The organism is Paenibacillus andongensis, from assembly GCF_025369935.1.
Taxonomy (GTDB): Bacteria; Bacillota; Bacilli; order Paenibacillales; family NBRC-103111; genus Paenibacillus_E; species Paenibacillus_E andongensis.
This window is the reverse complement of the sequence record NZ_CP104467.1, coordinates 3,332,572-3,357,229: the sequence shown is the minus strand read 5'-3', so window position 1 is coordinate 3,357,229 and position 24,658 is coordinate 3,332,572. Positions and strand designations below refer to the sequence as shown.

32 protein-coding genes and 1 tRNA gene are annotated in these 24,658 nt (G+C 43.1%); 16 read left to right on the top strand and 17 right to left on the bottom strand.

Annotated features, from left to right (window positions below; genetic code table 11):
• The first annotated feature begins 32 nt into the window (after nt 1-32).
• Nucleotides 33-695, top strand: coding sequence for a response regulator transcription factor (locus NYR53_RS14740; protein WP_261305852.1), 663 nt, complete (start codon nt 33-35; stop codon nt 693-695).
• Here NYR53_RS14740 and NYR53_RS14735 read toward each other — a convergent pair whose 3' ends face one another.
• Nucleotides 696-1,541 (bottom strand): stalk domain-containing protein, encoded by an 846-nt coding sequence (locus tag NYR53_RS14735; RefSeq protein ID WP_261305851.1) that lies wholly within the window; start codon nt 1,539-1,541, stop codon nt 696-698. It lies immediately after the preceding gene.
• Between the two features lie 192 nt (nt 1,542-1,733).
• Between NYR53_RS14735 and NYR53_RS14730 the strand changes: the two genes are divergently transcribed.
• The 5 genes from NYR53_RS14730 to NYR53_RS14710 all read left to right on the top strand — a co-directional run bounded on the left by NYR53_RS14730 (nt 1,734) and on the right by NYR53_RS14710 (nt 6,228).
• On the top strand, nt 1,734-2,366 hold the full coding sequence (locus tag NYR53_RS14730) for a YktB family protein (protein ID WP_261305850.1): 633 nt from the start codon (nt 1,734-1,736) through the stop codon (nt 2,364-2,366).
• A gap of 116 nt (nt 2,367-2,482) precedes the next feature.
• Nucleotides 2,483-3,175, top strand: a complete 693-nt coding sequence (locus NYR53_RS14725) for a hypothetical protein (RefSeq protein ID WP_261305849.1) — start codon at nt 2,483-2,485, stop codon at nt 3,173-3,175.
• 563 nt (nt 3,176-3,738) lie between these two features.
• On the top strand, nt 3,739-4,467 hold the full coding sequence (locus tag NYR53_RS14720; protein ID WP_261305848.1) for an ABC transporter ATP-binding protein: 729 nt from the start codon (nt 3,739-3,741) through the stop codon (nt 4,465-4,467).
• Nucleotides 4,464-5,510 carry an ABC transporter permease gene (locus NYR53_RS14715; RefSeq protein WP_261305847.1) on the top strand — a complete coding sequence of 349 codons (1,047 nt, stop codon included), beginning with the start codon at nt 4,464-4,466 and terminating at the stop codon, nt 5,508-5,510. Before NYR53_RS14720 ends, NYR53_RS14715 begins: the two co-directional genes overlap by 4 nt.
• 7 nt (nt 5,511-5,517) lie before the next feature.
• The gene (locus NYR53_RS14710) at nt 5,518-6,228 is read left to right on the top strand and encodes a TetR/AcrR family transcriptional regulator (RefSeq protein WP_437180151.1); all 711 of its coding nucleotides are present in this window, start codon (nt 5,518-5,520) and stop codon (nt 6,226-6,228) included.
• 76 nt (nt 6,229-6,304) lie between these two features.
• On the opposite strand, the gene NYR53_RS14705 is transcribed toward NYR53_RS14710, so the two are convergent.
• Together NYR53_RS14705 and NYR53_RS14700 are read right to left on the bottom strand one after the other, a co-directional pair.
• A complete protein-coding gene (locus tag NYR53_RS14705) occupies nt 6,305-7,477 on the bottom strand; it encodes an MFS transporter (RefSeq protein ID WP_261305846.1) in 1,173 nt (390 codons plus the stop codon).
• 34 nt (nt 7,478-7,511) lie between these two features.
• Entirely contained in the window at nt 7,512-8,774 is a 1,263-nt protein-coding gene (locus NYR53_RS14700; RefSeq protein ID WP_261305845.1) for an MFS transporter, read from the bottom strand.
• A 171-nt stretch (nt 8,775-8,945) separates the two neighbouring features.
• Here NYR53_RS14700 and NYR53_RS14695 point away from each other — a divergent pair, with 171 nt between their 5' ends.
• Together NYR53_RS14695 and NYR53_RS14690 are read left to right on the top strand one after the other, a co-directional pair.
• On the top strand, nt 8,946-10,415 hold the full coding sequence (locus NYR53_RS14695) for an aminotransferase class I/II-fold pyridoxal phosphate-dependent enzyme (RefSeq protein ID WP_261305844.1): 1,470 nt from the start codon (nt 8,946-8,948) through the stop codon (nt 10,413-10,415).
• A gap of 87 nt (nt 10,416-10,502) precedes the next feature.
• A complete protein-coding gene (locus tag NYR53_RS14690) occupies nt 10,503-10,922 on the top strand; it encodes a DUF1885 family protein (protein WP_261305843.1) in 420 nt (139 codons plus the stop codon).
• A gap of 61 nt (nt 10,923-10,983) precedes the next feature.
• Here NYR53_RS14690 and NYR53_RS14685 read toward each other — a convergent pair whose 3' ends face one another.
• The 3 genes from NYR53_RS14685 to NYR53_RS14675 form a co-directional block, all read right to left on the bottom strand.
• Nucleotides 10,984-11,295 carry a DUF1292 domain-containing protein gene (locus NYR53_RS14685; RefSeq protein ID WP_047672482.1) on the bottom strand — a complete coding sequence of 104 codons (312 nt, stop codon included), beginning with the start codon at nt 11,293-11,295 and terminating at the stop codon, nt 10,984-10,986.
• A gap of 91 nt (nt 11,296-11,386) precedes the next feature.
• Nucleotides 11,387-12,004 carry a stalk domain-containing protein gene (locus NYR53_RS14680; protein ID WP_261305842.1) on the bottom strand — a complete coding sequence of 206 codons (618 nt, stop codon included), beginning with the start codon at nt 12,002-12,004 and terminating at the stop codon, nt 11,387-11,389.
• An 80-nt stretch (nt 12,005-12,084) separates the two neighbouring features.
• Nucleotides 12,085-12,978, bottom strand: coding sequence for an alpha/beta hydrolase (locus tag NYR53_RS14675; RefSeq protein ID WP_261305841.1), 894 nt, complete (start codon nt 12,976-12,978; stop codon nt 12,085-12,087).
• 179 nt (nt 12,979-13,157) lie between these two features.
• Between NYR53_RS14675 and NYR53_RS14670 the strand changes: the two genes are divergently transcribed.
• Both NYR53_RS14670 and NYR53_RS14665 read left to right on the top strand, forming a co-directional pair.
• Nucleotides 13,158-13,910 (top strand): MBL fold metallo-hydrolase, encoded by a 753-nt coding sequence (locus tag NYR53_RS14670; protein WP_261305840.1) that lies wholly within the window; start codon nt 13,158-13,160, stop codon nt 13,908-13,910.
• 201 nt (nt 13,911-14,111) lie between these two features.
• The gene (locus NYR53_RS14665; protein ID WP_261305839.1) at nt 14,112-15,728 is read left to right on the top strand and encodes an ATP-binding protein; all 1,617 of its coding nucleotides are present in this window, start codon (nt 14,112-14,114) and stop codon (nt 15,726-15,728) included.
• On the opposite strand, the gene NYR53_RS14660 is transcribed toward NYR53_RS14665, so the two are convergent.
• Nucleotides 15,725-16,162, bottom strand: coding sequence for a GNAT family N-acetyltransferase (locus tag NYR53_RS14660; protein ID WP_261305838.1), 438 nt, complete (start codon nt 16,160-16,162; stop codon nt 15,725-15,727). The genes NYR53_RS14665 and NYR53_RS14660 overlap by 4 nt on opposite strands.
• A 76-nt stretch (nt 16,163-16,238) precedes the next feature.
• Nucleotides 16,239-16,700, bottom strand: coding sequence for a divergent PAP2 family protein (locus NYR53_RS14655; RefSeq protein ID WP_261305837.1), 462 nt, complete (start codon nt 16,698-16,700; stop codon nt 16,239-16,241).
• A gap of 116 nt (nt 16,701-16,816) precedes the next feature.
• On the opposite strand from NYR53_RS14655, the gene NYR53_RS14650 reads away from it, so the two are divergent.
• Nucleotides 16,817-17,248 (top strand): CBS domain-containing protein, encoded by a 432-nt coding sequence (locus tag NYR53_RS14650; RefSeq protein ID WP_056833226.1) that lies wholly within the window; start codon nt 16,817-16,819, stop codon nt 17,246-17,248.
• Here NYR53_RS14650 and NYR53_RS14645 read toward each other — a convergent pair.
• The 8 genes from NYR53_RS14645 to NYR53_RS14610 all read right to left on the bottom strand — a co-directional run bounded on the left by NYR53_RS14645 (nt 17,217) and on the right by NYR53_RS14610 (nt 22,177).
• Nucleotides 17,217-18,428: an ArnT family glycosyltransferase gene (locus tag NYR53_RS14645; protein WP_261305836.1), complete on the bottom strand. Its 1,212-nt coding sequence runs from the start codon at nt 18,426-18,428 to the stop codon at nt 17,217-17,219. The two genes, NYR53_RS14650 and NYR53_RS14645, sit on opposite strands and share 32 nt — an antisense overlap.
• A gap of 27 nt (nt 18,429-18,455) precedes the next feature.
• Nucleotides 18,456-18,812, bottom strand: a complete 357-nt coding sequence (locus NYR53_RS14640; protein WP_261305835.1) for an EamA family transporter — start codon at nt 18,810-18,812, stop codon at nt 18,456-18,458.
• Nucleotides 18,809-19,153, bottom strand: a complete 345-nt coding sequence (locus NYR53_RS14635; protein WP_261305834.1) for a DUF2304 domain-containing protein — start codon at nt 19,151-19,153, stop codon at nt 18,809-18,811. Before NYR53_RS14635 ends, NYR53_RS14640 begins: the two co-directional genes overlap by 4 nt.
• A 6-nt stretch (nt 19,154-19,159) precedes the next feature.
• Nucleotides 19,160-19,858, bottom strand: coding sequence for a glycosyltransferase family 2 protein (locus NYR53_RS14630; protein WP_261305833.1), 699 nt, complete (start codon nt 19,856-19,858; stop codon nt 19,160-19,162).
• A gap of 352 nt (nt 19,859-20,210) precedes the next feature.
• Nucleotides 20,211-20,462, bottom strand: coding sequence for a hypothetical protein (locus tag NYR53_RS14625; RefSeq protein ID WP_261305832.1), 252 nt, complete (start codon nt 20,460-20,462; stop codon nt 20,211-20,213).
• A gap of 153 nt (nt 20,463-20,615) precedes the next feature.
• Complete coding sequence (locus NYR53_RS14620; protein ID WP_261305831.1) at nt 20,616-21,101, bottom strand: hypothetical protein; 486 nt, start codon at nt 21,099-21,101, stop codon at nt 20,616-20,618.
• Nucleotides 21,102-21,122: 21 nt separating this feature from the next.
• A complete protein-coding gene (locus NYR53_RS14615; RefSeq protein ID WP_261305830.1) occupies nt 21,123-21,683 on the bottom strand; it encodes a superoxide dismutase family protein in 561 nt (186 codons plus the stop codon).
• Nucleotides 21,684-21,850: 167 nt separating this feature from the next.
• Nucleotides 21,851-22,177, bottom strand: a complete 327-nt coding sequence (locus NYR53_RS14610) for a hypothetical protein (RefSeq protein WP_047672455.1) — start codon at nt 22,175-22,177, stop codon at nt 21,851-21,853.
• Between the two features lie 311 nt (nt 22,178-22,488).
• Between NYR53_RS14610 and NYR53_RS14605 the strand changes: the two genes are divergently transcribed.
• The 3 genes from NYR53_RS14605 (at nt 22,489) to NYR53_RS14595 (ending at nt 23,500) form a co-directional block, all read left to right on the top strand.
• Nucleotides 22,489-22,644 (top strand): hypothetical protein, encoded by a 156-nt coding sequence (locus tag NYR53_RS14605; RefSeq protein ID WP_261305829.1) that lies wholly within the window; start codon nt 22,489-22,491, stop codon nt 22,642-22,644.
• Between the two features lie 159 nt (nt 22,645-22,803).
• Entirely contained in the window at nt 22,804-23,013 is a 210-nt protein-coding gene (locus NYR53_RS14600) for an alpha/beta-type small acid-soluble spore protein (RefSeq protein WP_029196083.1), read from the top strand.
• 196 nt (nt 23,014-23,209) lie between these two features.
• A complete protein-coding gene (locus tag NYR53_RS14595; RefSeq protein WP_261305828.1) occupies nt 23,210-23,500 on the top strand; it encodes a hypothetical protein in 291 nt (96 codons plus the stop codon).
• A 96-nt stretch (nt 23,501-23,596) separates the two neighbouring features.
• On the opposite strand, the gene NYR53_RS14590 is transcribed toward NYR53_RS14595, so the two are convergent.
• Nucleotides 23,597-23,669: transfer RNA gene (locus NYR53_RS14590), tRNA-Val, on the bottom strand.
• 218 nt (nt 23,670-23,887) lie between these two features.
• On the opposite strand from NYR53_RS14590, the gene NYR53_RS14585 reads away from it, so the two are divergent.
• A complete protein-coding gene (locus NYR53_RS14585) occupies nt 23,888-24,082 on the top strand; it encodes a hypothetical protein (protein ID WP_029196081.1) in 195 nt (64 codons plus the stop codon).
• Between the two features lie 82 nt (nt 24,083-24,164).
• Complete coding sequence (locus tag NYR53_RS14580) at nt 24,165-24,617, top strand: hypothetical protein (protein ID WP_261305827.1); 453 nt, start codon at nt 24,165-24,167, stop codon at nt 24,615-24,617.
• The last annotated feature ends 41 nt before the right edge of the window (nt 24,618-24,658 follow it).

The following is a 24,658-nucleotide window of genomic DNA, read 5'->3' as shown; positions in this document are numbered from 1 at the left end:
TTGAATCTACCTAAGAAAGGGTTGAACACAACATGATACATGTGCTCATTACCGACGATGATCCATTCATCCGCGAAAGCTTACAATTAATCATTGGACTTGACGAAAATATTAAAGTTGTTGGTACGTGTATGCATGGAGACGAAGCTCTTGCTTTTATCCAAAACGGCGTCCAGGTTGACGTTGTCCTGATGGACATTCGGATGCCAATCTGTGACGGTGTTCAAGGCACGTTGAAGATTAAGCAAGCTTATCCTCATATTGCTGTGCTTATTCTGACCACATTCGATGATGATGAATTTATCGTTCAGGCCTTGCGAAACGGAGCCAGCGGTTATCTGCTCAAAAATATTTCGCCGGATCGGATTATTCAAGGAATCAAGACAGTAGAGCAAGGCAATCTTCTTATTCATCCCGAAATTGCTAAGAAATTGACGACCTTTATCGGTACTAATTCATCTTCGAACATACCTGCACCCAAACCACTTAGTGGATATGGATTAACTGCTAGCGAACAAGCTGTCGTAGCCCAAATCGCTGAAGGTCTGTCCAATAAAGAAATCGCCCAGGAGCTATTCCTGAGCGAAGGTACCGTTAAAAATTATATTACGGAAATTCTCAGCAAGCTGAATCTCCGAGATCGCACGCAAATTGCTATTTTTTATTTAAAAAAGCAATCAGGCACCGGCAGTTAATTATTTAACTCTCGTCACCTGGATGTCCTCTTTGGAGGAACTTCCAACGACATAATCAGGCTTATTATTATTGCCATTTATTTGCGTCAGTTTGAGAGTTGTACGATAGAAATGCCCATTTTCCGTAAGCAAGTAGCTGTATGTATTCTCTTCAGGCAGCGCATCGATGATAATTGGATTCGTCATGTAAGGTACTTTATTGATCTCATAATATCGAAAACCTTCCACATACGCTCTGATTGTCTTGAGCTTTACTGGATCCTGCTCCCCTGTAATCACGATGGGTTCATTTATGAGATAGGAAATTTGCGGCGTTTCTTTCCAACTCTTTTTCAATTCTTCTTCGCTGACATAAATATCCTCTGTATACTTTTCCTTCGCTTTCCGTAATCCGCCCGTAGAAACCCCCATTCGGTCCAGATCTTTCAACCGGTAATATGTCTGATCCGTCGTATTAACTAGAATCGGATAAGTCCCCCCTAAATAATCCAAGTACTGTGGATAGGGGTACTGCAGCACAATTTCTGTATAATTCGTTTCGTTGCCTTCCGCAGGCTGCTGGGGATTAATACGGGAATTCAGATAGATGGTTTTCGTGCTATCCTTCCAATTCACAACCGCTCCTAAATAAGTTCCAAGTTCCTTCACCGGCAAATAACTGGAATTATTATAAATTAAAGGCGGATTCGCCAGCTTCACTTCTTGCCCATTCACGACGACTTTAAAATCGTTTCTTAAGTAAGCATCAACGCGCTGCAGCACATCCTGTGCGTAAACACCCGCTGTGAAACAAGTTCCCATTAAAGTGCCAAGTACCGCTATTTTAGACCATTTTGACATCCTCATACGATTAAATTCTCCTGTCTTTCCTGATTGATAGTTATCACATAATTCGGCATGGTTCCACTTTTTTCCTGCTTTTCTGTCATAAAATCGGTCCGATGGCCTACTTCCTTATCTGAAACTCGTATTTATTGCGGGAATACACGAATTGCTTTAGAATAATTGAAAACGTAATTGAAAAGAGGAATTAAACAAATGAGTTTCATTGGATTTGCACAGCATGATTTCGATACCTTTGCTATAGAAGGTCTTGATGGACGTATGGAAGCCATTCGAGAGCGCATTCAGCCTAAATTTAAAGCATTAGGTGATGCATTGGCTCAGGATTTGTCCGTCCTTTCCGGTACAGAAATGTTCCTACATATCGCTAAACACTTAAGACGTAAAGTGAATCCCCCTGTTGATACTTGGCTGGCGATTTGTCCAAACAAACGAGGGTATAAACAGGTACCTCACTTCCAAGTAGGTCTATTTGATGATCGAGTGTTTATTTGGTTGGCACTTATTTATGAACTCCCGAATAAAAGTAACATTGCAACTACCTACATGAAAGAAATCGACCGTTTGCAAAAAGAAATTCCATCCGATTTCGTCCTTTCCTTCGACCATATGAAAAAAGACGTTACCCCCCTGTCCGATCTTGATCGCAGCGGCTGGAACGACGCATTAATTCGTTTCCGTGATGTCAAAAAAGCGGAGCTGCTCATCGGCCGCAACCTCAGTTTCAAGGATCCCGTGCTAGGGAAACCGGCTGAACTTGAGCTGCTTATTAAACAAACTTTTGAGAAGCTCATCCCTCTTTATCAGATGGCTGTGAACGCTAAGTAAATCAGATTTATGGAAATTTTTATGTGAGACTAAGGTTCCTTTAAAGTAAAATTAACCCCTTCTGCACAGACTAAGCGCTGTAGTCCTAATCCAACAGGAAAGGAGGGATTAAAAGTATGAACCCAACGTATATGAAAAAGCTAGTGGTGAGCTCGATTGCTTTCACAATCGCTCTTGGCTGCACGGCACTTCCCTCCGTAACGGCAGCCGCTCAATCTCCTTCCGGGGATCAGGAGCAAACGATTCGTTTGCAACAGACAGATGAGAAGGATCATGGCGGTCACCGCCGAAAATGGCCGATTGTCGATGAGTCTGCTACCGTCATCGGTGTTGACAAAGAAGTGCTCGTCAAAGCGCTGAGGAACGGCAAAAGCATCGTTGAAGCAGCCGCAGACAAAGGCATCAGCGAAGCCGACTTGACTGCCAAGCTGCAGCAGCTTCGAACAGGCAAAATTGATGCTGCCGTCAAAGACGGCAAGCTGACAGCTGATCAAGGCGAGCACATGAAGATGAAACTCAATGAGCATTTGAAGTTCATCCTCAACGAGAAAAACTTGTTAGATGGTCATGATGGCCGCGGCAAGGGGCATAAGTTCGGACTGAAGCCGGATACCGAGAAGCTTGCTAAGACTCTCGGTCTGAGCAAGGACGAACTTCACGCCCAGCTCCGCTCCGGCAAATCCCTGGCTGAGATTGCCAAGTCTAAGGGCATTTCGAAGGACAAGCTTGTGTCGTCCATAAAGGATCAATTAACCCCATCTATTGAACAATGGGTTGATCGTAAGAAAGACGCGAAAGTCAAAGACTGATCATTGCAAGTGATAGCAAAAAGGCATTCCTCTGGGTTACTCTGGGATGCCTTTTTTCCTGCTTGGGATAAGGCCACGAAACTTATGAAAGCATCCATATTCTCGGTTGCCATGAACGTTGTATAAAGTACAACTTTATCTGCCAAGTCTCCACCTCTCATCTTTCGTTGTTGTATGATGTACAACAATTAGGCCTAGATTAGGCTATTTGGGAACAAATGGGCTCGAAATGTTGTACGAAATACAACAGTAGCAGGCTACACAGGGTGAAGCAGTTGTATTGTTGCACAAAATACAACTTGGACTATCGTGCACTCGGGGATTTTCAATTGGCGGGTTCCCAACATGCTTCACAAAGTTGCTGAACGACTCTCATTCAAATATTAGAGCCTCTTGAGCGCAGCTTGCTTTGTATCAAGCTTTATAAACACTCTCAGTTAAGAGCGGTATAAAATAATTCTCAGAAATGAGTGATTACTCACTTCTCAAATTCAATGTGATGGCGTATGATAAGTACATCAAGAAAAATAAGTGATTACTCACTCCCGAAAGAGGTGCAAGATATGACTACAGACCTTTCTATTCAAGTGCATGGTGTCAGCAAGCAATTTGATGAAAAGATTGTTCTGAATGACATTACTCTAGCTGTGCCGAAAGCCCATATTTTCGGATTGCTCGGCCCTTCCGGATCGGGGAAAACAACACTTGTACGTTTAATTGCTGGCATTGATGTTCCCACATCGGGGACCGTTCATGTGCTCGGGCAGCAGATGCCCCAGTTAGCGATGCTATCGAAAATCGGTTACATGGCGCAATCGGATGCCCTTTATGCAGAACTAACCGCTCAAGAGAATTTGGAGTTCTTCGCATCTTTGTATGGGTTAACGGGAACAAAGCGCAAGCAGCGCATCCATGACGTCATGGAGCTTGTTGATCTAGGATCTCATTTGAAGAAGCAGATTTCCAATTATTCTGGAGGAATGAAGCGCCGCTTATCACTCGCAATCTCTTTGCTGCACGAGCCAGGCATTCTAATTCTCGATGAGCCTACGGTGGGCATTGACCCCGTCTTACGCAAATCAATTTGGCAAGAGTTAACGAATCTCAGTTCGCAGGGCACAACGATTCTCGTGACCACCCACGTGATGGATGAAGCAGACAAATGTCATCAGCTTGGTATGATCCGTGACGGCAGACTCACGGCAGTAGGAACACCGGATGAGTTGAAACAGGCTACTTCCTCCGCAACGATTGAAGAAGCATTCTTATATTATGGAGGTGTCAAGCAATGAGAATTCGTGCGATTGTGATCCGTATTTTACGCCAGTTCTTTCACGATAAACGAACTTTAATGATGATGCTTGTAGCTCCAATGTTAATTCTTTTTATGATGTCATTGGTGTTTAACGGCAACACCTATGTCCCAAAACTAGGCGCTGTTAATGTCCCTGCTCCGCTCATTCAAAAACTGCAGGATCAAAATGCGGAAGTAATAACCTACACGGCAGATGAAGCCCAAACTGAGCTAGAAGCTGTGCATTTGGATGCCATTATTGCGATGAATGGGGCAGCGCCGCAAGTGACCTTAGAAGGAAGCGACCCCAGTAAAAATAGAGCTGTGCTGTTCTTGCTCCAAAAAGCACTGCAAAGCGCAGCACCAGCAAGCTCTAACGCTAGCTCTAGCTCCAATTTACAAGCGCCAGCCATCACCTATTTGCATGGCTCTGCTGATATGGCGGCGTTTGACAATTTCGGTCCTGTTCTCATAGGTTTTTTCGTCTTCTTCTTCGTTTTCCTGCTCTCTGGCGTTTCGTTCTTGAGGGAACGAACCGGCGGAACCTTGGAACGACTGCTGGCCACACCGCTGCGCCGGTGGGAAATCGTTGTCGGTTATATTCTAGGCTTTGGCATATTTACAACACTCCAAGCAACGCTCATTGCATGGTTCGCCACTAGTGTGCTGGGACTTATGTTGGTCGGCTCTTTCTGGTATGTTTTGTTAATCACCGTCCTGCTAGCATTGGCTGCCTTATCACTAGGAACGCTGATTTCAGCTTTTGCAAACAATGAATTCCAGATGATTCAGTTCATTCCGCTTATTATCGTCCCCCAGGTGTTCTTCTCAGGCTTATTCAGCCTCGATACGATGTCGGTATACCTCCGCTGGATTGGTGTCATCATGCCGCTTAAATACGGTGCAGATGCCCTACGGAATATAATGATCCGCGGTGCAGGTTGGGATCGCATTTGGTTGGACGTTCTCGTGTTAGCAGCATTCACGATTTGTTTCATGATCTTAAACATAGTGGCACTCCGGAAGCACCGTAGGATATAATGTTAGGATGTCCTATGTTGCAAAGCCAGTTTTGCTAAATAAAGAGGTGAACGCATTGTCCCAAGTCGAACCATGGTTAAACGAGCTTCTGCGTCTAAATGACGAAGAAGAGAAGATGACCGATAAGCAGATAAAAATTGTTCAAGCGGCTGTAGAGATTTTCTCTGAGAAAGGGTTCGCTGGCTCTTCGACCAGTGAAATTGCCCAAAAAGCTGGCGTAGCGGAAGGTACCATATTCCGTCACTATAAAACGAAAAAAGAATTGCTGCTATCGATCGTTGCCCCCATTATGACGAAGCTCATTGCACCGTTTGCAGTGAAGGATTTTACCAAGGTGTTGGAAGCTGATTATCCAGATGTTGAACAATTCTTGCGCGCCATCACTGTGAATCGTTTAGAATTCGCCCGCAAGCATTTTCCGGTTATCAAAATATTCATGCATGAAATCCCTTTCCATACGGAGCTTCGTGAACAGTTTAAAGAGACAGTTGCTGTATTAGTGCTGGAAAAAGCTTATAAAGTCATACGTCACTTTCAAGCTGAGGGTCAATTAATCGAACTTCCCGAAGCTACGAGTATGCGACTGATCGCCTCGACAATTATTGGCTTCTTGATTACTCGATTTTTGTTTGCGCCCGATTCGGAATGGGATGAACCCCAAGAAATCGAGCACACGATTAACTTCATCATGCACGGCTTATCACCTCGCAAGCCATAGCTCGCCGTTACAAAGAAAAAAGCTGCACACCAGCCTTCCCCTATTCGGGAAGCTAGTGTGCAGCTTTTTTCATCTGTCAGGCGGTTTGCTGCTGCGCCCGCGTCTGACGATCTACAAGAACGAAGCGCTGAAGCAGCAGGATCGCTGCTAAGCAGAGCACGCCGCCGATAATGAACGGCAGCGAATGCGCGATGGCGAATACCGCTCCTCCAAGGAGTGGGCCCGCAATGCGGCCCAGACTGTCCATAGAGGAGCTGAGGCCCGTCGCGACGCCTTGACCGACTTTCGTGCGCTGTGTAATCAGCGACGTCACACACGGGCGTATGAGGGCGTTACCTGCGCCGAAGACCGATAAGTAAATAGCAGCGGTCACTACGCTGCTGGAGTACAGCAGCAGGAAGAACCCTGCTGCGGATAACAATAACCCAATGCCGATCACGCGCTGCTCGGCTCCCTGTTTGACCAAGCGACGGACAACGCCGCCTTGGATTAAGGCGCCAACAATACCGCTAGCTAAGAACATCATGCCGATATCGAATGGCGTTGCGCCAATTTTGCCCATTTGGTAATACTGAAGCGTCGCTTCGAGCCCTGCCAATGTGAAAGATACGAAAAATGATAAAACATAAAGATACTTCGAAGCTCCATCGAAAGCAGTCCATCTTGATGGAGCTTTCTCCTTCACGGACGTGCGCTTGTCAACAGACAGCGATTCTTTCAGTATAGCAAAAGCAAAAAGAAAGGAAGCTAGTGCGAGACCAGATGCTACAAAGAATGGAAGATACGTCCCCCAGCGGCTTAAAATCCCGCCGATCGCTGGACCGAAAATAAAGCCTAACCCAATTGACATTCCCACCATACCCATGCCTTTTGTCCGATTCTCAGCGGTTGTAATATCAGCTACATAAGCCACAGCGCATGCTGTTGCTGCTCCTGAGAATAATCCACCTAGAATGCGGGATACGTACATGACCCACAGATTACCGTCAGCGAATCCAAATATCAAAAAGCTAACGCTAAACCCAAGCAGACCAATTAAGATAATCGGTCTGCGCCCGATGCGATCCGATAGTCCTCCCCAAATAGGGGACATGAGAAAAGAGGCTGCGGAATAGACCGATAATAGCAGTGCATTATGATATTCAGCGCCTGCACCTTTAACAACTTCAGGCAGCACAGGAATGATGATCCCGAAACCTACGAATATAGTCATCAACAACAGCATGATGATTCCGATCTGTTTATTCATGATGCTTATAATCCTCCAAACGAATCATTTTCCCTTATCGTACCATACCTTTTTTGGGGATGGAAATGAACATTTGAAGAACAAGCAGCACGACCAGCACCAAGCCGCTCATCAAGAATGGCGTATGATAGCCATACACGTCCCAAAGCTTTCCGGAAACGATCGGCCCAATGATCATCCCCAGCCCTTCAATCGTTAGGAAGAACCCCCAAACTGCGCCTCGTTTCTCCGGTGGAATGGCTGAAGCAATGAGTGCATTCCAAGAAGGAATAAGGAAGGCATAGCCCGCTCCAAGCACAGCAACCAAGACATAGAGCAGCAGCATTGTCTTCGCGAAAGTAAACAGCAGCAGCGCAGCAGCGCTTAGCAGACAACCCACAACTAAAAATGGACGAATGCCTAGACGATCAACTAACTTCCCCATCGGAACTAAGAAAACGACAGTAACAGCTCCGCCAGCAATTAGAAACATGCTGTATTGAAAAGATGTAAGCTTCAATATCTCTTTGGCATAGAGTGTGAGAATGGGAGTCAGAATACCAAGAGCGAACGTTTGCAGGAACATCGCGGGGAATAGCAACGGGCTGACAGACATTGAGCGCCGTACTTCACTTAGATACGTTTTTATCCGCTCCCAGAGTGGTTTTGCAGCAGCTCGGTTAGAAACCAAATCTTTCTCCGCACCGCCCTCTCCGTCCGTTCTTATTACGCCACTCTTTCTTGGCAGCATGAGCGCAACAAGAACGACAACCGTCATGCAGCCGATCAATAATCGAAATCCGGTGCTGTAGTTATTTTCTCCCACGAAAAAGTTAATAGCTACCGGTCCCAGCCCAACGCCTGAGAGCCAAGCCATATAGACAACGCTCATAATTGTAGCTTTACCCTCGTCGCCGGCCACTTCCGTCGTTCCTGTGATCACACAGGGCCATAATGGCGCCGTACCAAAGCCAAGCAGCGCACATCCTAGGATCATCCACATATATTGGGTAGTCGTTGCAATTAGAATGACCGAAACAAATGTCAGGAGCACACCGGTAAGCATGGTTGTTCGGTAACCCAACTTATCAATAATCCAGCCAACGGGTGTACGAAGCACATTATCACCAATATATTGAGCAGCTAGCGTCCAGCCAATAATAAATGTGGATGCACCTAATGTCGTTTTCATATAGACCGGTAAAATCGTTAAAAGCAAGGCTCCCTTCACAAATTCGACGACAAACATAATAATTAACAATTCGATCACAAATGGAGAAAACAAGCGATTATTCCGCCATTTTTGCATCCAAACCATAAGATTTCTCCTTATTTTGGCGTATTTTAACAAGTTGCTGTTAGTTTTACCTGAACTGGCACAAACTATTTTTTAAAAATAAGCTTGCATGATATCTCTATTTTGATATACTCATTTTGTTTGTTGCATTGTTCGACAAGCAATCCACGATAGAAGGGAAGCGATAATCAGGTGGATCATACCCGTACCCCCCTGTTCACTGCACTGCTCACACATGCTGAGAAAAATCCAATTCAATTCCATATTCCAGGCCATAAAAAAGGAGTCGGTATGGACCCGGAGTTTCGTTCCTTTATTGGGGACAACGCGCTATCTATCGACCTCATCAATATAGCACCGCTGGATGACCTGCATCAACCAATGGGCGTGATTGAAGAAGCTCAGAAGCTTGCTGCAGACGCCTATGGTGCTGATCATACGTTCTTCTCCGTACAAGGGACAAGCGGCGCCATTATGACCATGATTATGACCGTGTGTTCGGAAGGCGATAAAATTATCGTTCCGCGCAATGTACATAAATCCGTCTTGGCCGCGATTATTTTCGTAGGCGCTAAGCCCGTGTTCATCCAACCTGCCCGCGATAAAAACTTGGGTATTGATCACGGAATTCCTACGCGTTCTGTTCGCCGTGCACTCGAAAAGCATCCGGATGCCAAAGCTGTTCTGGTCATCAATCCGACCTACTATGGCGTATGTACCAATCTTAAAGAAATTGTTGACCTTGTTCACAGCTATAACATGCCTGTCCTTGTCGATGAAGCACATGGTGTGCTCATTCATTTCCATGATAAATTGCCGATGTCCGCGATGGAAGCTGGAGCTGATATGGCCGCGACTAGCGTTCATAAGCTAGGTGGTTCCATGACACAAAGCTCAGTCCTCAACGTGAAAGGGAATCGTGTTAATCCAAAGCGAATCCAAACGATTATTTCGATGCTTACGACAACTTCAACTTCCTATATATTGTTAGCTTCTTTAGATACTGCACGCAGACATCTGGCGATAAATGGCCATGCAATGGCCGAGCGCACGATTGAACTTGCTCAGTATACAAGAAAACAGATCAACGAAATCTCCAACCTCTACTGCTTTGGGGAAGAGATTCTGGGTGAAGAAGCGACTTACACCTATGATCCGACGAAAATATGCGTTCACGTACGCAAGCTTGGCATCACTGGCTTTGAGGTCGAGAACTGGCTGCGCGATCATTACAACATCGAAGTCGAAATGAGTGACATGTACAACATTCTCTGTCTTATAACGCCTGGTGACACCCAAGAGAACGTCGACACCCTTCTCGAAGCCTTACGCGAGCTTTCTCATATGAATGATGACGTTGTTGAAGTAAAAGAAGTTGTCATCAAAGTTCCTGCGATTCCACAACTAACTTTAACACCGCGGGATGCCTTCTATGGCGAAACCGAAATACTCCCATTCAAAGACGCTGCGGACCGCATTATTGCCGAATTTATTTATGTGTACCCGCCTGGTATTCCCATTTTGCTTCCAGGCGAAGTGATAACCCAAGAGCTTATTGATTACATTGTGGAGCATGTCGAAGTTGGGTTGCCGGTAAAAGGTCCAGAGGACCGCAGTGTTCAAAATGTGAAGGTTATCGTCGAGACGCAAGCGATTTTCTAGTATCCGCCTCGAGCGGTGTATATATTGTAAAACCGTTTACATGATGCTATGATGTTGGTGATGTTTAGCGAATGAGGTGAACAAGGAATGGCTCAAAGCGCTTATATTAAATTCGTAACAGGATCCACAGTTGCCGCACTCACCTTGGATGAACTAAAGGAAAGGCTGCTGCATTACCGTGATCAGCTCAGTCAGACAGCCAAGCAGCTTGGCTGGGAGTATGACGAGGCCGGATTCCCTTATACCATTGAGACGAAGCCGGAAGGCGAAGGCAAATGGTTCTATCTGAAAGGTATCAATCCTTTATACAAATATATTGTGATTGGTGTTGGGAATGAGCAGAACCAAGAGAAAGAGCAGCATTATGTGCAAGTCGTGTTGCCCGACGATGCCACACATGGCGACAAAAGCAAGGGCAATGAATTCTGCAAATACCTTAGTAAACTGCTGAAAGCTGAACTTCATCTATTCAACGGCAGAATCATGTATTTCAATCCCAGAAAATGAATGTATGCAAACAGAAACCCCCTAACAGATCACTCTGCTAGGGGGTTCTTATGTATAGCTCTTATTCTTCGCCTTCTTGAGCTACGATCTCATTGTAAATAGTCACTACACGTTCCCACTCTTCTTCATCTTCAATGTTGACAAGGAAGGCATCGTCGTCCTCTTCTTCAACACGGAAAATAACACCGTCAGCTTCAGGATCGTTGCGATCGAGCAAAACAGCATAAGCCTGCTCTTGAGATTGGAAGGTATATACCATCACCATCTCATGCTCTTCACCGTTCTCGTCCGTTACGATAAAAACATCTTCCCCTTGCTCGTGATCGTGGTCACAGTCCGGGCCGTGTACATGATCATGCTTATCATCGCTCACAGGCAGAACCTCATTTCGTCGAATAATTAGTTACGTAATTATCCTAACATTTTCGTTATAAGAGGTCAAACCACTTTCGTGTTTGCTTTTCCTACTCGGATTGAATCTGCTTCTCGGATACGACTGCATAGTCGTTAGAACCATCTTGCTTCATAGCAAATTTAACGACATACGTACCAGCTTCATTAAAGGAAACGCCATACAAAGGTACTTTCAACCAAAACGATTCTTTGGATTCCGAGATTGATTTCACAACCGGTGTAATAACGCTCTTCCCACTTGGTGAAACAACAGAAACCCGCACAGAATTAATGTTTGTCTTCAAGTTATCGACTTGAGCAAAGACGATAAAGTCTGCTTCCTTGCCGCGCTCTACAACACCGAATGGAACGATAGCGGAGTCTTTACGCACCTCAGTCGTAAAGAACATGTGTACATTTGGTTTGTATAAGTAGGCAGTCTTGTTCGAGTTATCCCATTTCACCAATGCTTGAAGCGCCTCACTTACTGCGCGTAGCGGTAGAACGGTTTTACCGTCAACAATAAGAGGAGGAACGTCTGTATCCCCGAATTCCACTGTCTCTTCATTAACGATTAATCGGGCAATATTATTACCTTTAAAATCCCCCCATATCGATGAAGCCACCACTGCAGCCGTACTTAGAACAAAAAACATCAGCATCAACGCTAATATCCGTTGAACTTTCATTCGCTTAACCTCCAGCTCTTGTTAGTAATCTTTGTGTCTGCATCTTTATACTCCGATGATTAACAAGAGTTGCGATGATTTTATAATTTTGATAAAAAAGCTAGAACACGTTGTGTATAGGCTTCCGGTTGCATCTGATAGGAGCCGACATGCCCCGCTTTTTGTGTGACCCAGAGTTCAAATACATCCGGATAGCGGCTCCACATGCTTTCACTGTTGGACCAAGGAATAGCCTTATCATCACGACTATGAATAAAAAGAATCGGCCTTGGATAAATGTGATCTACCGCGGCGAGCGCATCAACACGATGAGGGTTGATACCAATTAATCTAGGTAAAATAAGTAGAATTAATGGTGTAAACGGAAAACGCGGAAGATTAGACCATACAGGCAAATTGTCCTTTAAGTAAGGACTAAGCTGACTGAAAGCGCTATCTGTAATGACCCCTAACACAGCCCTTTCTTCGGCTGCTGCTAGGATGGATGTACTGCCTCCCATTGAAAAGCCAATCAAGCAGATTTTACTTGGTTCGCGTTCTTGAACCCAGTCGATTGCACCGAGTACATCTTGCTTTTCCAAAAAGCCAACCGTCGTTATTTTCCCTTCCGAGTTCCCCGAGTTTCGAAAATCAAACATAAACACATGATATCCTGCTTCAACAATGGATTTAGCCAAAGCCAACGCTGGAAGCCCTTTTTCCAGACGTGTTCCTGCATAACCATGAGACATAATAACGGTCATTGGGATAGCATCCGTTGGCGCACATGGGGACTTCAAAAACCATCCATCTAAACGAACATCTCTAGATCGGCTTGGGAATGTAATATTCTCCATGTGCAAACCATAGTGATCAGGCGAGTCATCAACAGGTTTACGTTGCGGATGTGTGAGCTGCCAGCCAACATAGACCGATATACCTACTAGAGCCAGACAGATTAGAACGAACAAAATACTGATAATCATCCAAATCATGATGTAATCATCACCTTTTAATTAGATAGAATACGGGGTTAACCCGCCTTAATTCATTCAATTTTGTAACATTTTGACGCTATTCATTCAATAGTGGCTGCACATAATGGTTGAAATTTCGCAACCTCCCATGCTACATTAGAAAAAGATGGTTTTTGTCGAACAATGGAGGCTGCTGAATGAGTTTGCAAATTCAAATGTTGGGAACCGGCAGCGCGTTTGCCAAAACATTTTACAATACCAGTGCACTTATCCGTTCTAATGAAATGAACATCCTCATCGACTGTGGGGCAACAACGCCAAGATCGCTTCATGACATCGGTGTACAGCCTGACCAAATTGATGGTATCCTCATTTCGCATATTCATGCCGATCATGTAGGCGGATTAGAAGAAATGGCCTTTCGATTGTTATACCAATACAAGAATAAGAAAACGAAACTTTTCTTAACAGAATCGCTAGCAGGAGTCCTTTGGGAAAATACGCTAAAAGGCGGTATGTATAATCCTACAGACGGCTTCAGCAGACTAGAGGATTATTTCGAAGTCATCCTCATTGACGAAAATGTTCCGACTAACATACTACCTGATCTAACCATTGAAATTATATCAACACTTCACATACCCCATAAGCTTAACTACTCACTTTTTATCAATGGCCGTACATTCTATAGTGCTGACACCCAATTTAATGAGGAGCTTCTCGTTCAAGAAATTGTTAACAAAAGAAATTGTCATACCATTTTACACGATTGTCAACTAAGCGGGAACGGTTTAATTCATGCCACATTGGAAGAACTGCTCACCTTGCCTGATTATGTACAGGAACGAATCTATCTGATGCATTATGGCGATGATATGGTGAATTTTGTTGGAAAAACAGGCCGTATGACTTTCATACAACAACATGAAGTGATTGAAATTCCAGAATAATTATTTTACGCTCAGAACCTAGGGATGAATTGTCCTTAAGGTTTTTTTTTGAGAAAAAGGGTGATACTTTTCAATTTTGTTTACTTTTGTTAGAAGGGATTTAGTGAATAGACAGAGAACATGTCACAATGGTGTGAGAAACCTTTATGGGGTCATTCATAGCAGAGCGACAGCGTTTAGTTACATTCAGGAGATGATATAGTGGTTATCAATTGGATTTTTTATGTCTATGCTCTTGTTTTTTGTCTATACACAACTATTTTGTTTACTGCAATTAACATACCCTTGCTTGTTGTAGGATTGGTCCTTTATATCATCAGTCATAGGCTTCGAATGCAGCATGCGGCAATTCCCTGGCTTCGCTTACTTTTCATTGGATTTTTACATTACATCGGTCATTCGAATTTATGTCTTCCTTTGTACATACTAACACTTTCCTTCGATATTTATAAAGAAGAAAGCCGCAAAAAATCTTGGTTGTTGGCTGCGTCCTATGCATTGATTTATTTTTGCAATGTTTCTCTCATTATTGGTTTTTCCAGCAAGACCTTGCTAGGGATTTATGCTCTTAATAGTATACTTGATTTTACCGCGGTAGCCTTATTCACTCGTGCAGCCTATTCTACAATTAGAAAAGCAGATTCATTAAGAAATGAACGATATTTATATGCGCAAAAGGATTCACTAACAGGCCTATATAATTACGAAGAGTCGCATCGCAGACTGGAACAATACATACAACAAAAGCAAAGCCTAGTCCTTATTCTTATTGATTGTACGGACCTGAAAGCAATGAATACAACGCGCGGGTTTCAAGCGGGGAATTTCATTTTGAAGCAAATGGCTGATCTCCTCCAAATCTTGTTTAAAGACTCCCTCTTTATAGCCAGATACGGTGGTGATGAGTTCGCTGTGGTCATGCCGATGAATCCAGATCATGATTCTACCTCATCTTTCAAATTGAAGCTTGATTCAGAGCTTCCTAAATTGACTGGCATTCAAATCACGTATGGCATGGCTACTTATCCGTTAGAGGGTTTGACGAAAGATGATCTCATTTTATTAGCCGAGCATAACTTATTTATGAAGAAGCGTGAATCATGGTTAAAGCGCGAAGAGCATATGCTTAGATCGGAAAAACTGAAAGTCGTAGGTGAGCTTGCTTCTGGGATGGCTCATGAAATTCGAAATCCGTTGACAACGGTAAAGGGATTTTTGCAAATTTCCAAAGCAAATGGTTACAATATTGAAAATTGGTATGCGATGATTATGGATGAAATTGATCGGATGAGTGACTTAACGGCAGAATTCCTTCAATTCTCAAAACCCCACCGCATTGATTTCCAGGTCGATTCTCTCCATGAATGTGTACTTAAGGTTATTGCCTTAATGGAATCAGAAGCTACTCGTTTCGGCCACGAGATTCATTATCAAGAATGGGTGGATCCTGTCCTCGTATGGATGGACCAAGATAAAATGATACAGTTATTGCTAAATATTATTAAAAATGCTTGTGAAGCCATGGAAGAAAATGGCATTATCCACATGCAATTAAGCCGCGATCCGAAGAACGCGACTTTAATCATTGCAGATAACGGCCCAGGTATTCCAAGTGAGCAGTTGGAAAAAATCTTCCATCCCTTCTTCACAACGAAAGCAACCGGTACCGGACTTGGTTTATCTATTTGTTACAAAATCGTTCAAGATCACCAAGGGACCTTGGAAGTTGAGAGCGAAATCGGAAAAGGCACGCGGTTTATCATAACCTTTCCCCTAGTTGAAGAGCATTCACAGAATGAAAAAACCGCTTTTCTTTAAAGCGGTTTTTTCATTCTGACATGCAGGATGCCAGCATCATAAAAAGGTTCATCCGAGATAACTTTATAGCCAAGTTGGCTATAAAAGCCTTCGGCTTGACACTGCGCATCGAGGATCGCAAATGTACAATGCTTTTCGCGAGCTTGCTGCTCCATAGCAAGAATCATTTGTTTACCTAAGGATCGGCCTCTGTATTCTTTCAAAACCGCTACCCGCTGCAGTTTAGCCGTCTGAGGTTGATACTCATACCAACGAGCAGCCGCAACAGGCTGAACTCCATCTAACATAAGAAAATGATGGCATGATTCAGGTGATTCATCCTTTTCATCAATTTCCTCGTGCTCAGGTACTTGCTGTTCTTCAACGAACACTTTGAACCGTACTCCAAAACAGGCTTGTAATTGATCTTTTGTTGTGACTCGAATGATTTCCATGTGAACTTCTTCCTTTCTAAGAACATTTCTTGATCTTATCCCATTCAAGAAAAGTTGTCCACATGTACCGATCATCCTATTTCTTGTTTTCCAGCATATAACTAAAAGCACCTATCGCGATACCCAGCAGTGCTCCCCCTACGACTTCTCTTGGCAAATGACCTAGTCGTTCCTTTAAGGCTTTTCGTCTTCGTTCATGGTACAAACCCGGGTGCTGTTTAGCCAGACGCTCAACTTGCTCATCGAGCTCATTCACTTCAATCGCAATCTCTCCAGCAGCCCGCCTGATCCCCATCGCGTCATACATGACGACCGCTCCGAAAACCGAACTCACGGCAAAATCGATCGCAGAAACACCTCTTTTCATTGCTATATAGGTTGCAAGCGCAGATACCCCCGAAGAGTGCGAGCTTGGCATCCCTCCTGTTTGTGTCAGCTGTGACCAATCCCACTTTCCAGTTTTCCAATAGAAAAGTGGCAATTTCATTACCTGAGCAGTACCAATTCCAATCACTGCTGTTGTCAATGCTCGATTCATAACTTTCACCTCACTTCTAGCATCCATCACAGGTTTAGATTCTATTCGAAAAGTTTGATACAATAGAAATGTTGAAGAAAGTTTTCCTAACGGAAAACTCTAAGGAGTGTTAATAAATGAATATTGCTTTTTTCCTTTTGCCTAAATCCGAAGTTATCACAACGACATTGCAAGCAACGCTTCGTCAAACATTAGAACGTATGGAATATCACCGTTATACAGCTGTGCCTATTCTTTCCGATGATGGACTTTATGTAGGTACGGTTACTGAGGGAGATTTATTGTGGTTTCTTAAAAATTCAGACGGAATTGGCTTCGAAAATGCTCACCGTCATGTGCTGGCCGAGGTTCCTCTTCGTGTACAAAATAAACCGGTTCATATTCATGCCGAAATGGTCGATCTTATCGATTTGGCCAAAGTGCAAAACTTCGTTCCGATTGTAGATGATTCCGATAAATTCATCGGGATTGTTCGTAGAAGCGAAATTATTGAATACTGCGCGAAGCAGATCGTGTTTAAATCCCCCTCCGCTGCAGGAGAGAGGTAGTCCAAGCGCTATGCAGTAAGCAGATGACTTGTGTACTCAAATAGGCACTGCCCAGCATCAGAAATGGAAGCATACCATACACATAACGATCCACTGGAATAAATACCATATGGACACCTAAAAACAAGAGAAATGCCACTGTTAAATATTGAACCGAAGGCTTGCGAAAGCTGAAAATGATCATTGCTATGCTGCCTGCAGCAATTAAGAAAGTATGCAGCTGTGTAAGTGCATTCGCATACCACGACGGTACGGAAAAGGGATACGGTCCCACCCACATCGTTTTAAAAAATACGATTAATTTACCAATTGTCATCCATTTCATCCATAACAACGGTTCCTGGGCCAAACCTTCTTTTATCCGTCTCAAGCCTTCAGCGAACTGATTATTTGTATCGATATTATCCCAATCAATTGTACCTCGGAAGTAGGGGTCCGTTCCTCCAAGGAATGGATTGCCCGCTTCCCCTTTGGCGATAAAAATAAAAGAATCAAAAGTCATCCAATTCCGAATCCACCAAGGCATCATCATACAGGCAAAAGACGCAACTGCAAGTAATCCATAGGCTGCGTCTATTTTCTTCGTTCTCACCCAAAGAAACATATAGGGAACTACAGCTAGGGGAAGTACATTAGGACGAATAAGGACGCAAATCCCAAGCAGAACCCCCATCCATAGGTGATCCCGCCATTTGTTATCTTGTATGATGCGTACCTGCATGTAAAGCAGACCCGTAAAAACAGTCAAAAACGGAACCTCCGTCAAGATCAGTGAAGTTGACCAGACGTAGGAAGGATACACCGCGGCAAAAGCAGCGGCGATTAGCCCTGTTATGGGGTTAAACAGCCTTTTCCCAATCAGAAATAAGAATAGAATGGCTCCTAGTGAAATAAAGCAGTTCATGATACGAACGACCATTAATGCCGGCTCTAGATGTTCATGGCCTGTAAGGCTGAATACAGCCGCCAAGAGCAGCGGAAATCCGGGTGTCACGAGTGAATTAGGCACGGTATCGCGATAGGCGAATATGCCTTTGTCGAGCAATTGAATTGCTGTCTTCGTGTACTCTAATTGATCCCACTCTAGAGGTGGATATTCAGCTTCAAGCACATAGTGCAAGCGTATATACAAAGCTGCAGCCATGAGCAGCAGCAACCCAAGCCAAACTCCGAGTTTCATAAGTCCTACTCTCCTTATTAGAAGAACCTATCTCGCTAACAGGAACGCGCCTCCAACTAAGAAGAGCAGCCCTAACCATTGCGATGATGTAAACGTCTCCTTTAATACCAACCACCCGAACAACGAGCCTAGTACATACGCAATCGATTGGAGCGGATAAACGCGACTTAGATCGAATCGACTAAGCGCATAGAACCAGATCAACGTAGCCATGCCATAAAGTAAGCATCCCACTAGAATATAAGGCTGCATCAGTACGGTCCCTAAATTATCTATCCCTGTTAATGGCGTTCGATTGAGCGCTATTTTCCATGCAATTTGACCACACACCAGTAAACATACATTTAGGAATACAATGAGAATCGGTGTCGTCATCAATCTCATTCAGGCCCCTTTCCTCGCACTTGTTCCTGCAGCAGCGCAACTTCCTGTATCAATCGGGTTAATTTGCGATGAAGCTTCGAAATAACTAGCGTCAAATGCATGATAAATACTAGTGAGAATAACAATCCCACCAGAAAAAGCAAGGAAGGTGCGTAGTAGATATGCATTCGGTGCGATACCTGCTCCAATAAGCTCGGAAACACACTAAACAATGCCATGATAAATCCTAGTACTAGCCAGAGAATGGCGTACTGCTCCTGCAGCTTCTGCCTACGAATAAGCTCTATGGAAATGAAAATAAACACCAAACAGAAAGAGATTGCCCAAACATACACATTCACGAATCATCAACTCACATTACGAATTCTTGTCATGCATACAGCAAGAGATACTTTAACCATATAGTAGAGCGATTTCAAAGGAGTAATGGACGATTGACCCGCTTTCCTCTCATGCATTAAAACCGATACTTCTTTCAATCTGAATTGCTGCCGTTCCAGTAAAACAATAGCTTCTACCTCCGGATAATCTTCAGGGTAATAGCTGGCGAAAAGCTCAATGATGGGTCGATTCACCGCTCTGAAGCCCGATGTAGGATCAGTAAAGGTCTTACCAATCATCCAACTAATCATCCAGGTAAAAAAGAGAATGCCCACTCTTCTATCCCAGGCTGAACGATAAGCTGTCTTGACCAGAAATCGAGAGCCGATACAGCAATCAACATGCCCAGTCAAAATTGGCTCCATAATTTGAGTCAACGCTTCGGGATCATGTTGACCATCTGCGTCGATCTGAATAGCGATATCGTAGCCATTCCTTGCTGCGTACATGTATCCCGTTTGCATGGCGCCTCCGATGCCTAAATTGACAGGCAAATCGATTACAGCCGCATGCTGTAACGTACGGGCAACCGTAGAGGTACGATCGGTGGAACCATCATTGATGATGACAATGTCCATATCAGGCTGCTCCCGTTTTATAGAAGCTACCACACCTGCTAACGTTTTTTCTTCGTTGTAAGCCGGAATAATGGCAAGGGTCTTCATTAGATCATTCCTCCCCCCAGATCATCCATTCTTAACCATTTCTATTCCCAAGCATACCCGCTTCTCCATCTGATTAAACCAAATGGCAAGAACGCAAATAGATAGAGCCTGAAACGCAAAAAAGAATGGGATTTGATCCCATCCTTCCCATCATCGAAGCAGGCAAATAACCATTATTCGATCAACACTTTTGAAGAAGCCTGTTGTGAAAACATGCGAAATCACCGTAATTAACATACTGAAGAAGTTCCAAAAAGCAAATGTAGATCCTTGGGTTTTGGTTTGGAATATGGAACATTAATTTAGAACAGCTAAAGAAGAATGGAGAACGTGGCAAGTTCTCTATCATAAGCTAGAGTTTCACATTGAGATCCAAGTGAAACTTGATGTCATAGGGGTCGTTATGCGGTTGGGATATTTCAATAGAAGGGGCGATAATGTTTGTGCATTTAACTTCATTTTGTTGATCTTGTAGTTCTTGCCATTGAGTTGGCTGAATGCCAAGCTGACTCATGACGTGATAAATATCGATTTCTCTCACGATTCCAACACCCCATCCATGGTTTGTCTCTTTCTTTTGTCTACACTTTACTTTATCGGTCATTCTGCCATCTGTAAATATGGACATATTGTCGAATCAGCTAAAAAATCAATAAACCTTTTATTAAGTTCACTTAATGAATTAAGTTAGAATTCGACAAAAAAGACAAAAGAGCTGCTTCATGCGGCGCTTTTGTCTTTTCATAGACCTTGCAAACTATTGTACTTGTCCATTCGATGGCGCTCTGGATGATACATATTCACTCGCCCAATCTACCATACCATTCATTAATGTCAGTATAAGATTGACCGCATCTTTCTCTGTTAATGAACCATTGGATTGACTGCTTACATATTGGGTCGTTTTTTGTTCTAATTTTTCAACGAGATCCTTGATTTTCAGTAAATCATTGGCTAAGTCCGTTACTTGCTGACCATTCGCGTCACTTTGATTGGTCCTTTTACTTGGATTCTGATTTTGATTTTGATTTTGATTCTGGTCTTGACCCTGTGCCTGTTGATTAGAGTCAGAGAATTGCTGGTTACTGCTGCTAGTATTAAATTGCTGCTGCCCTTGACTTCCTTGTGAACTTTGAGAGCTGTTAATCAACATCTTCTTTACTTGCTCTAGCTCGATGAGCACCATATCGTTTTGTTTCGTTAGTTCATCCATTTGCAGCTTAAGATCCTGTGTTTTAATCATGTTGTCAGACAACTCCTTCCATTATTTCACAGCACCGCATGCAATTCGTTTCCCCGAATTACCGGATGGATCCGTCTTCAGATCATCTTCTTTCTCATGGATGACCAGACTTGTCCCCCCTTGTTTTAACAACGAATTCGGCCTGTCCAGAAGCAGCACTGCAGACTTTGTAATGGCATTGAACTTCCCATTTCCCTGTGCATCTACGATCAAATTGGGTAGATCCCCTGCATGGAAACCTTTCGGATTGTGAAAGCCATGTTCCTTTTTAAATGGATTAAAGTGGGCTCCTGCTGAATCAAAGTTAGGGGCTTCACAGACTGCTTTTTCATGAAAGTGTAAACCGTGATTTCCTGGTGTCAGCCCGCTAACTTGGAGATCAATCTGTACGCCATCTTGAACAGATGTTAAATGGGCAGTCCCTATTTGTTGGCCGCTCGAACCGATTATTGAAACTTGCAGCTCTGATGGTGGTGATGCGGCTTCTTTCGTCATCGTACTCTTCACACTTTGACAAGCGGTTAGTACAAGCAATCCCAGACTGACAGTCATGATGATCTTAATTGATTTAATTGATTTCATGTAACGATATCCTCCCGAAAACTTGGCTTTTACATAATCTACCCTTAGGATGCACAACTGCATTACACTGTAACCGCATTAAAATGAACAAATTTTTCACATTTAGCGATCTATAGCAAAAAGCCCGCAATCTATCGATTGCAGACTTCATTCATTCCATTATCTCCTTATAAAATCGTCATGAGCTTCGCAATGATTTGCAGATTCTCTAGCTTCCTTTTGTAGAAATGGAACTCAACCTTCGTATGCTCGACGGCGTCTTCCATCCGCAAAACTTGTTGCTGTAAATCTTTGGTGTATGGCCACATCTCCGCTTGTCGGTGAAGCTCGTTTTTCCCTGTAACCATACCGTCCCCAATAACTTCACATTCTTTGGCTAGAAGCTGATGCTTTGCCCAGGCCAGTTCCGATACCGCATCCACATAGATGGCTTCCGCTTGTTTAAGCAATTCCGGTACAAGTTGTAACTCCAAAATAACATCCGACCGATTCATTCGGACTCCTCCTAAGAGTTTTCATAAGAAAACTAACATCGTAAGCATAAGCTCCGCTTAGCAAATCATGAACTTTTGCTGCTTCGCCTCATGTATATTCATAGAAAAAATAAAACATGCTTAATCGTCCTGTCAGGCGAAAACAAAGCATTTTCTCTCATTATACGACTTATGTTGCTATTCGAATTCTGCAAGGAATGACAAACGGATAAAGGTTACATTAAATCTATCAAATCCCCACTCCCCTACTTGTTTAGCTTGCTAGAAGCAGCTAAGATGATACTATACGTATCAGAGGAGGTGACAAATAAATGAGCCAAGAGGAAGAAGTAGTATCCCAAAATGAAGAAGAAATCGCCCCAGAGTCCACCGATGAAGTGGTGAGCGAGGAGGCGTCTGAAGAAGTTGCAGAAGCTACCCAAGAAGCTGCTGCTGCGGAAGAAAGCACGGAATCCGAAGAGGAATAATCCATTCTACTTATATATTTCCCCCCAGCCTTTTGGTTGGGGGTTTATTGACGTTTGGAAAGCCGTTAAAAAAATGTTAAATTTTTTTGAAAATTCATGAATAAATAAACTGAACATTCAAATAATACTGGTGTACCAAAAAAAAGGAGATGATTATGAATGGCTAGAAACAACACTTTAGTCGTACAACAAGCAAAAGCAGCATTGGATCAACTGAAGTATGAAGTCGCTCAGGAAATTGGTGTCCCTCTCTCCCCTACTGGTTACAACGGTAATTTGGCAACACGTGATGCTGGCGCCATTGGTGGTAACATCACGAAGCGATTAGTGCAAATAGCTGAGCAACAACTTTCCAGCTTCAAACGCTAATCCTTTGATGTAGGAGCAAGCAAAAAAGACTGATTCACTCGATCCTCCTTAGAGTGAAAATCAGTCTTTTCTTTTTTTCCTTCGAAATGTTCATGTATTCCTTCAATTTCCTCACCACTTTCGACGGAAGTATTCTATTTTAAAATTAGTTCTAGTATGATTACGTTGTTCATTATCCGATAAAGGAGTGTTTACCTTGACAGAACAATATGAAATATTCCGTGATCCCTATCGCATGCTCATTCTTTTGGCCACATTAGTTAGTGAACAAAAAGGCGAAAAAGCTCTCGAATTTGACAATGTACCGTTTTTCGAAAATGATACGTTTCTCATCCAGAACGAAAAGTTTCTATACAAAAAAATCCCCACCGAAATTACCTGGTTTCAATTCTTAGGAAGAGACATTGCCTGCAATAAAGACTATACCCGTGAAGAATATAACAAAATGTTCGTTGATTGCCTTGCTTCACTATACAACATCTCATAATACATACACGGAGGCTGTAAAGTGCAGCCTCTTTTTTTTGCATCACAAATAAAGAAAAAGCAAAAAAGTCCCTACTATGTAAGGACTTTTTTAGTATGACCTGTAGTGGGCTCGAACCACTGACCCCTACCCTGTCAAGATAGTGCTCTCCCAGCTGAGCTAACAAGTCGTTTTTTGAGGACGATTATTAATATACCAAGGATTTAAGTTATTGTCAACAGATGGTTGTCATACTTATTTACGCCAATTAGGGAACAACTTTTGCAACCTTTCGGGACAAACTTGACTCTACTGTTCCATACTTAGGAGCTTGTTTGATAGTAGGGCTTTCATCTTGGCTTGATTTATGGTAACTTGATGAAAGTAGATCTTGGGAGGAACAAGGAAATGACGAAACAGCAGCATCGATGGAATTTACGTTTGAAGAGCAGTAACGTGTATTTAGGCACCGTATATTTAGGGGATCCGCTTCCAGAAGTCGAAGATGTCATCATGATTGGTGAGAAGAAATATACGATCCTCGAACTTGGAAGTAACCGTGACGCAAGTGACGTATTTGTTGAAGAAGTGAAAAAGAAATAAAGGCATCAAGATGAAGGCTCTTTTCTTGAAATTGAATAACTTTATTAAATAATCCCGTCCAAATAGGACGGGATTATTTAATATGACAGCATTGATTTTGATGGCTTCATTTCGTACAATAACTCACAAAACGATACATTTAGAGGTGACAAAAATGCGCAAATTCTCTGATGGTAGTACGCTAGTTGAAGCTGTTACTGGAAAGTGGCATAGGTTAGAAAAAGGAATTCGAAAAGGAACCTTTCTAATTGAATTTTCCAATACATTGCTACTAAATATTCACGTAACCAATAACAATATTGATGTTCTTATGAAAGATAATGAAGACATTTTCAGACACATGGGTGACTTATCTTTCGAAGGTCTGGATACGGAGGATCATAAATTTATGTTCCACAGTCTAGGAATCGACCATGTGCATTTCAACAATCGTGATATTCGTATAGATAATCCAAAAAGTGAAATATCTACTGTATTTGTTAGTCTAAGTCATGATAAGAAAATAGAGACCATAACTAAATTAGCGGGACAATAGTTCCCGCTTTTTCTTTTCTGAATAAAAACAAGCCACTCCAC

Bases quoted from the DNA above. Each gene is read 5' to 3' on its own strand.
- NYR53_RS14740 (WP_261305852.1), top strand. From the start codon at position 33: ATGATACATGTGCTCATTACCGACGATGATCCATTCATCCGCGAAAGC.
- NYR53_RS14735 (WP_261305851.1), bottom strand. From the start codon at position 1,541: ATGAGGATGTCAAAATGGTCTAAAATAGCGGTACTTGGCACTTTAATG.
- NYR53_RS14730 (WP_261305850.1), top strand. From the start codon at position 1,734: ATGAGTTTCATTGGATTTGCACAGCATGATTTCGATACCTTTGCTATA.
- NYR53_RS14725 (WP_261305849.1), top strand. From the start codon at position 2,483: ATGAACCCAACGTATATGAAAAAGCTAGTGGTGAGCTCGATTGCTTTC.
- NYR53_RS14720 (WP_261305848.1), top strand. From the start codon at position 3,739: ATGACTACAGACCTTTCTATTCAAGTGCATGGTGTCAGCAAGCAATTT.
- NYR53_RS14715 (WP_261305847.1), top strand. From the start codon at position 4,464: ATGAGAATTCGTGCGATTGTGATCCGTATTTTACGCCAGTTCTTTCAC.
- NYR53_RS14710 (WP_437180151.1), top strand. From the start codon at position 5,518: ATGTCCTATGTTGCAAAGCCAGTTTTGCTAAATAAAGAGGTGAACGCA.
- NYR53_RS14705 (WP_261305846.1), bottom strand. From the start codon at position 7,477: ATGAATAAACAGATCGGAATCATCATGCTGTTGTTGATGACTATATTC.
- NYR53_RS14700 (WP_261305845.1), bottom strand. From the start codon at position 8,774: ATGGTTTGGATGCAAAAATGGCGGAATAATCGCTTGTTTTCTCCATTT.
- NYR53_RS14690 (WP_261305843.1), top strand. From the start codon at position 10,503: ATGGCTCAAAGCGCTTATATTAAATTCGTAACAGGATCCACAGTTGCC.
- NYR53_RS14680 (WP_261305842.1), bottom strand. From the start codon at position 12,004: ATGAAAGTTCAACGGATATTAGCGTTGATGCTGATGTTTTTTGTTCTA.
- NYR53_RS14675 (WP_261305841.1), bottom strand. From the start codon at position 12,978: ATGATTTGGATGATTATCAGTATTTTGTTCGTTCTAATCTGTCTGGCT.
- NYR53_RS14670 (WP_261305840.1), top strand. From the start codon at position 13,158: ATGAGTTTGCAAATTCAAATGTTGGGAACCGGCAGCGCGTTTGCCAAA.
- NYR53_RS14660 (WP_261305838.1), bottom strand. From the start codon at position 16,162: ATGGAAATCATTCGAGTCACAACAAAAGATCAATTACAAGCCTGTTTT.
- NYR53_RS14655 (WP_261305837.1), bottom strand. From the start codon at position 16,700: ATGAATCGAGCATTGACAACAGCAGTGATTGGAATTGGTACTGCTCAG.
- NYR53_RS14650 (WP_056833226.1), top strand. From the start codon at position 16,817: ATGAATATTGCTTTTTTCCTTTTGCCTAAATCCGAAGTTATCACAACG.
- NYR53_RS14645 (WP_261305836.1), bottom strand. From the start codon at position 18,428: ATGAAACTCGGAGTTTGGCTTGGGTTGCTGCTGCTCATGGCTGCAGCT.
- NYR53_RS14640 (WP_261305835.1), bottom strand. From the start codon at position 18,812: ATGAGATTGATGACGACACCGATTCTCATTGTATTCCTAAATGTATGT.
- NYR53_RS14630 (WP_261305833.1), bottom strand. From the start codon at position 19,858: ATGAAGACCCTTGCCATTATTCCGGCTTACAACGAAGAAAAAACGTTA.
- NYR53_RS14625 (WP_261305832.1), bottom strand. From the start codon at position 20,462: ATGACCGATAAAGTAAAGTGTAGACAAAAGAAAGAGACAAACCATGGA.
- NYR53_RS14620 (WP_261305831.1), bottom strand. From the start codon at position 21,101: ATGATTAAAACACAGGATCTTAAGCTGCAAATGGATGAACTAACGAAA.
- NYR53_RS14615 (WP_261305830.1), bottom strand. From the start codon at position 21,683: ATGAAATCAATTAAATCAATTAAGATCATCATGACTGTCAGTCTGGGA.
- NYR53_RS14610 (WP_047672455.1), bottom strand. From the start codon at position 22,177: ATGAATCGGTCGGATGTTATTTTGGAGTTACAACTTGTACCGGAATTG.
- NYR53_RS14605 (WP_261305829.1), top strand. From the start codon at position 22,489: ATGAGCCAAGAGGAAGAAGTAGTATCCCAAAATGAAGAAGAAATCGCC.
- NYR53_RS14600 (WP_029196083.1), top strand. From the start codon at position 22,804: ATGGCTAGAAACAACACTTTAGTCGTACAACAAGCAAAAGCAGCATTG.
- NYR53_RS14585 (WP_029196081.1), top strand. From the start codon at position 23,888: ATGACGAAACAGCAGCATCGATGGAATTTACGTTTGAAGAGCAGTAAC.
- NYR53_RS14580 (WP_261305827.1), top strand. From the start codon at position 24,165: ATGACAGCATTGATTTTGATGGCTTCATTTCGTACAATAACTCACAAA.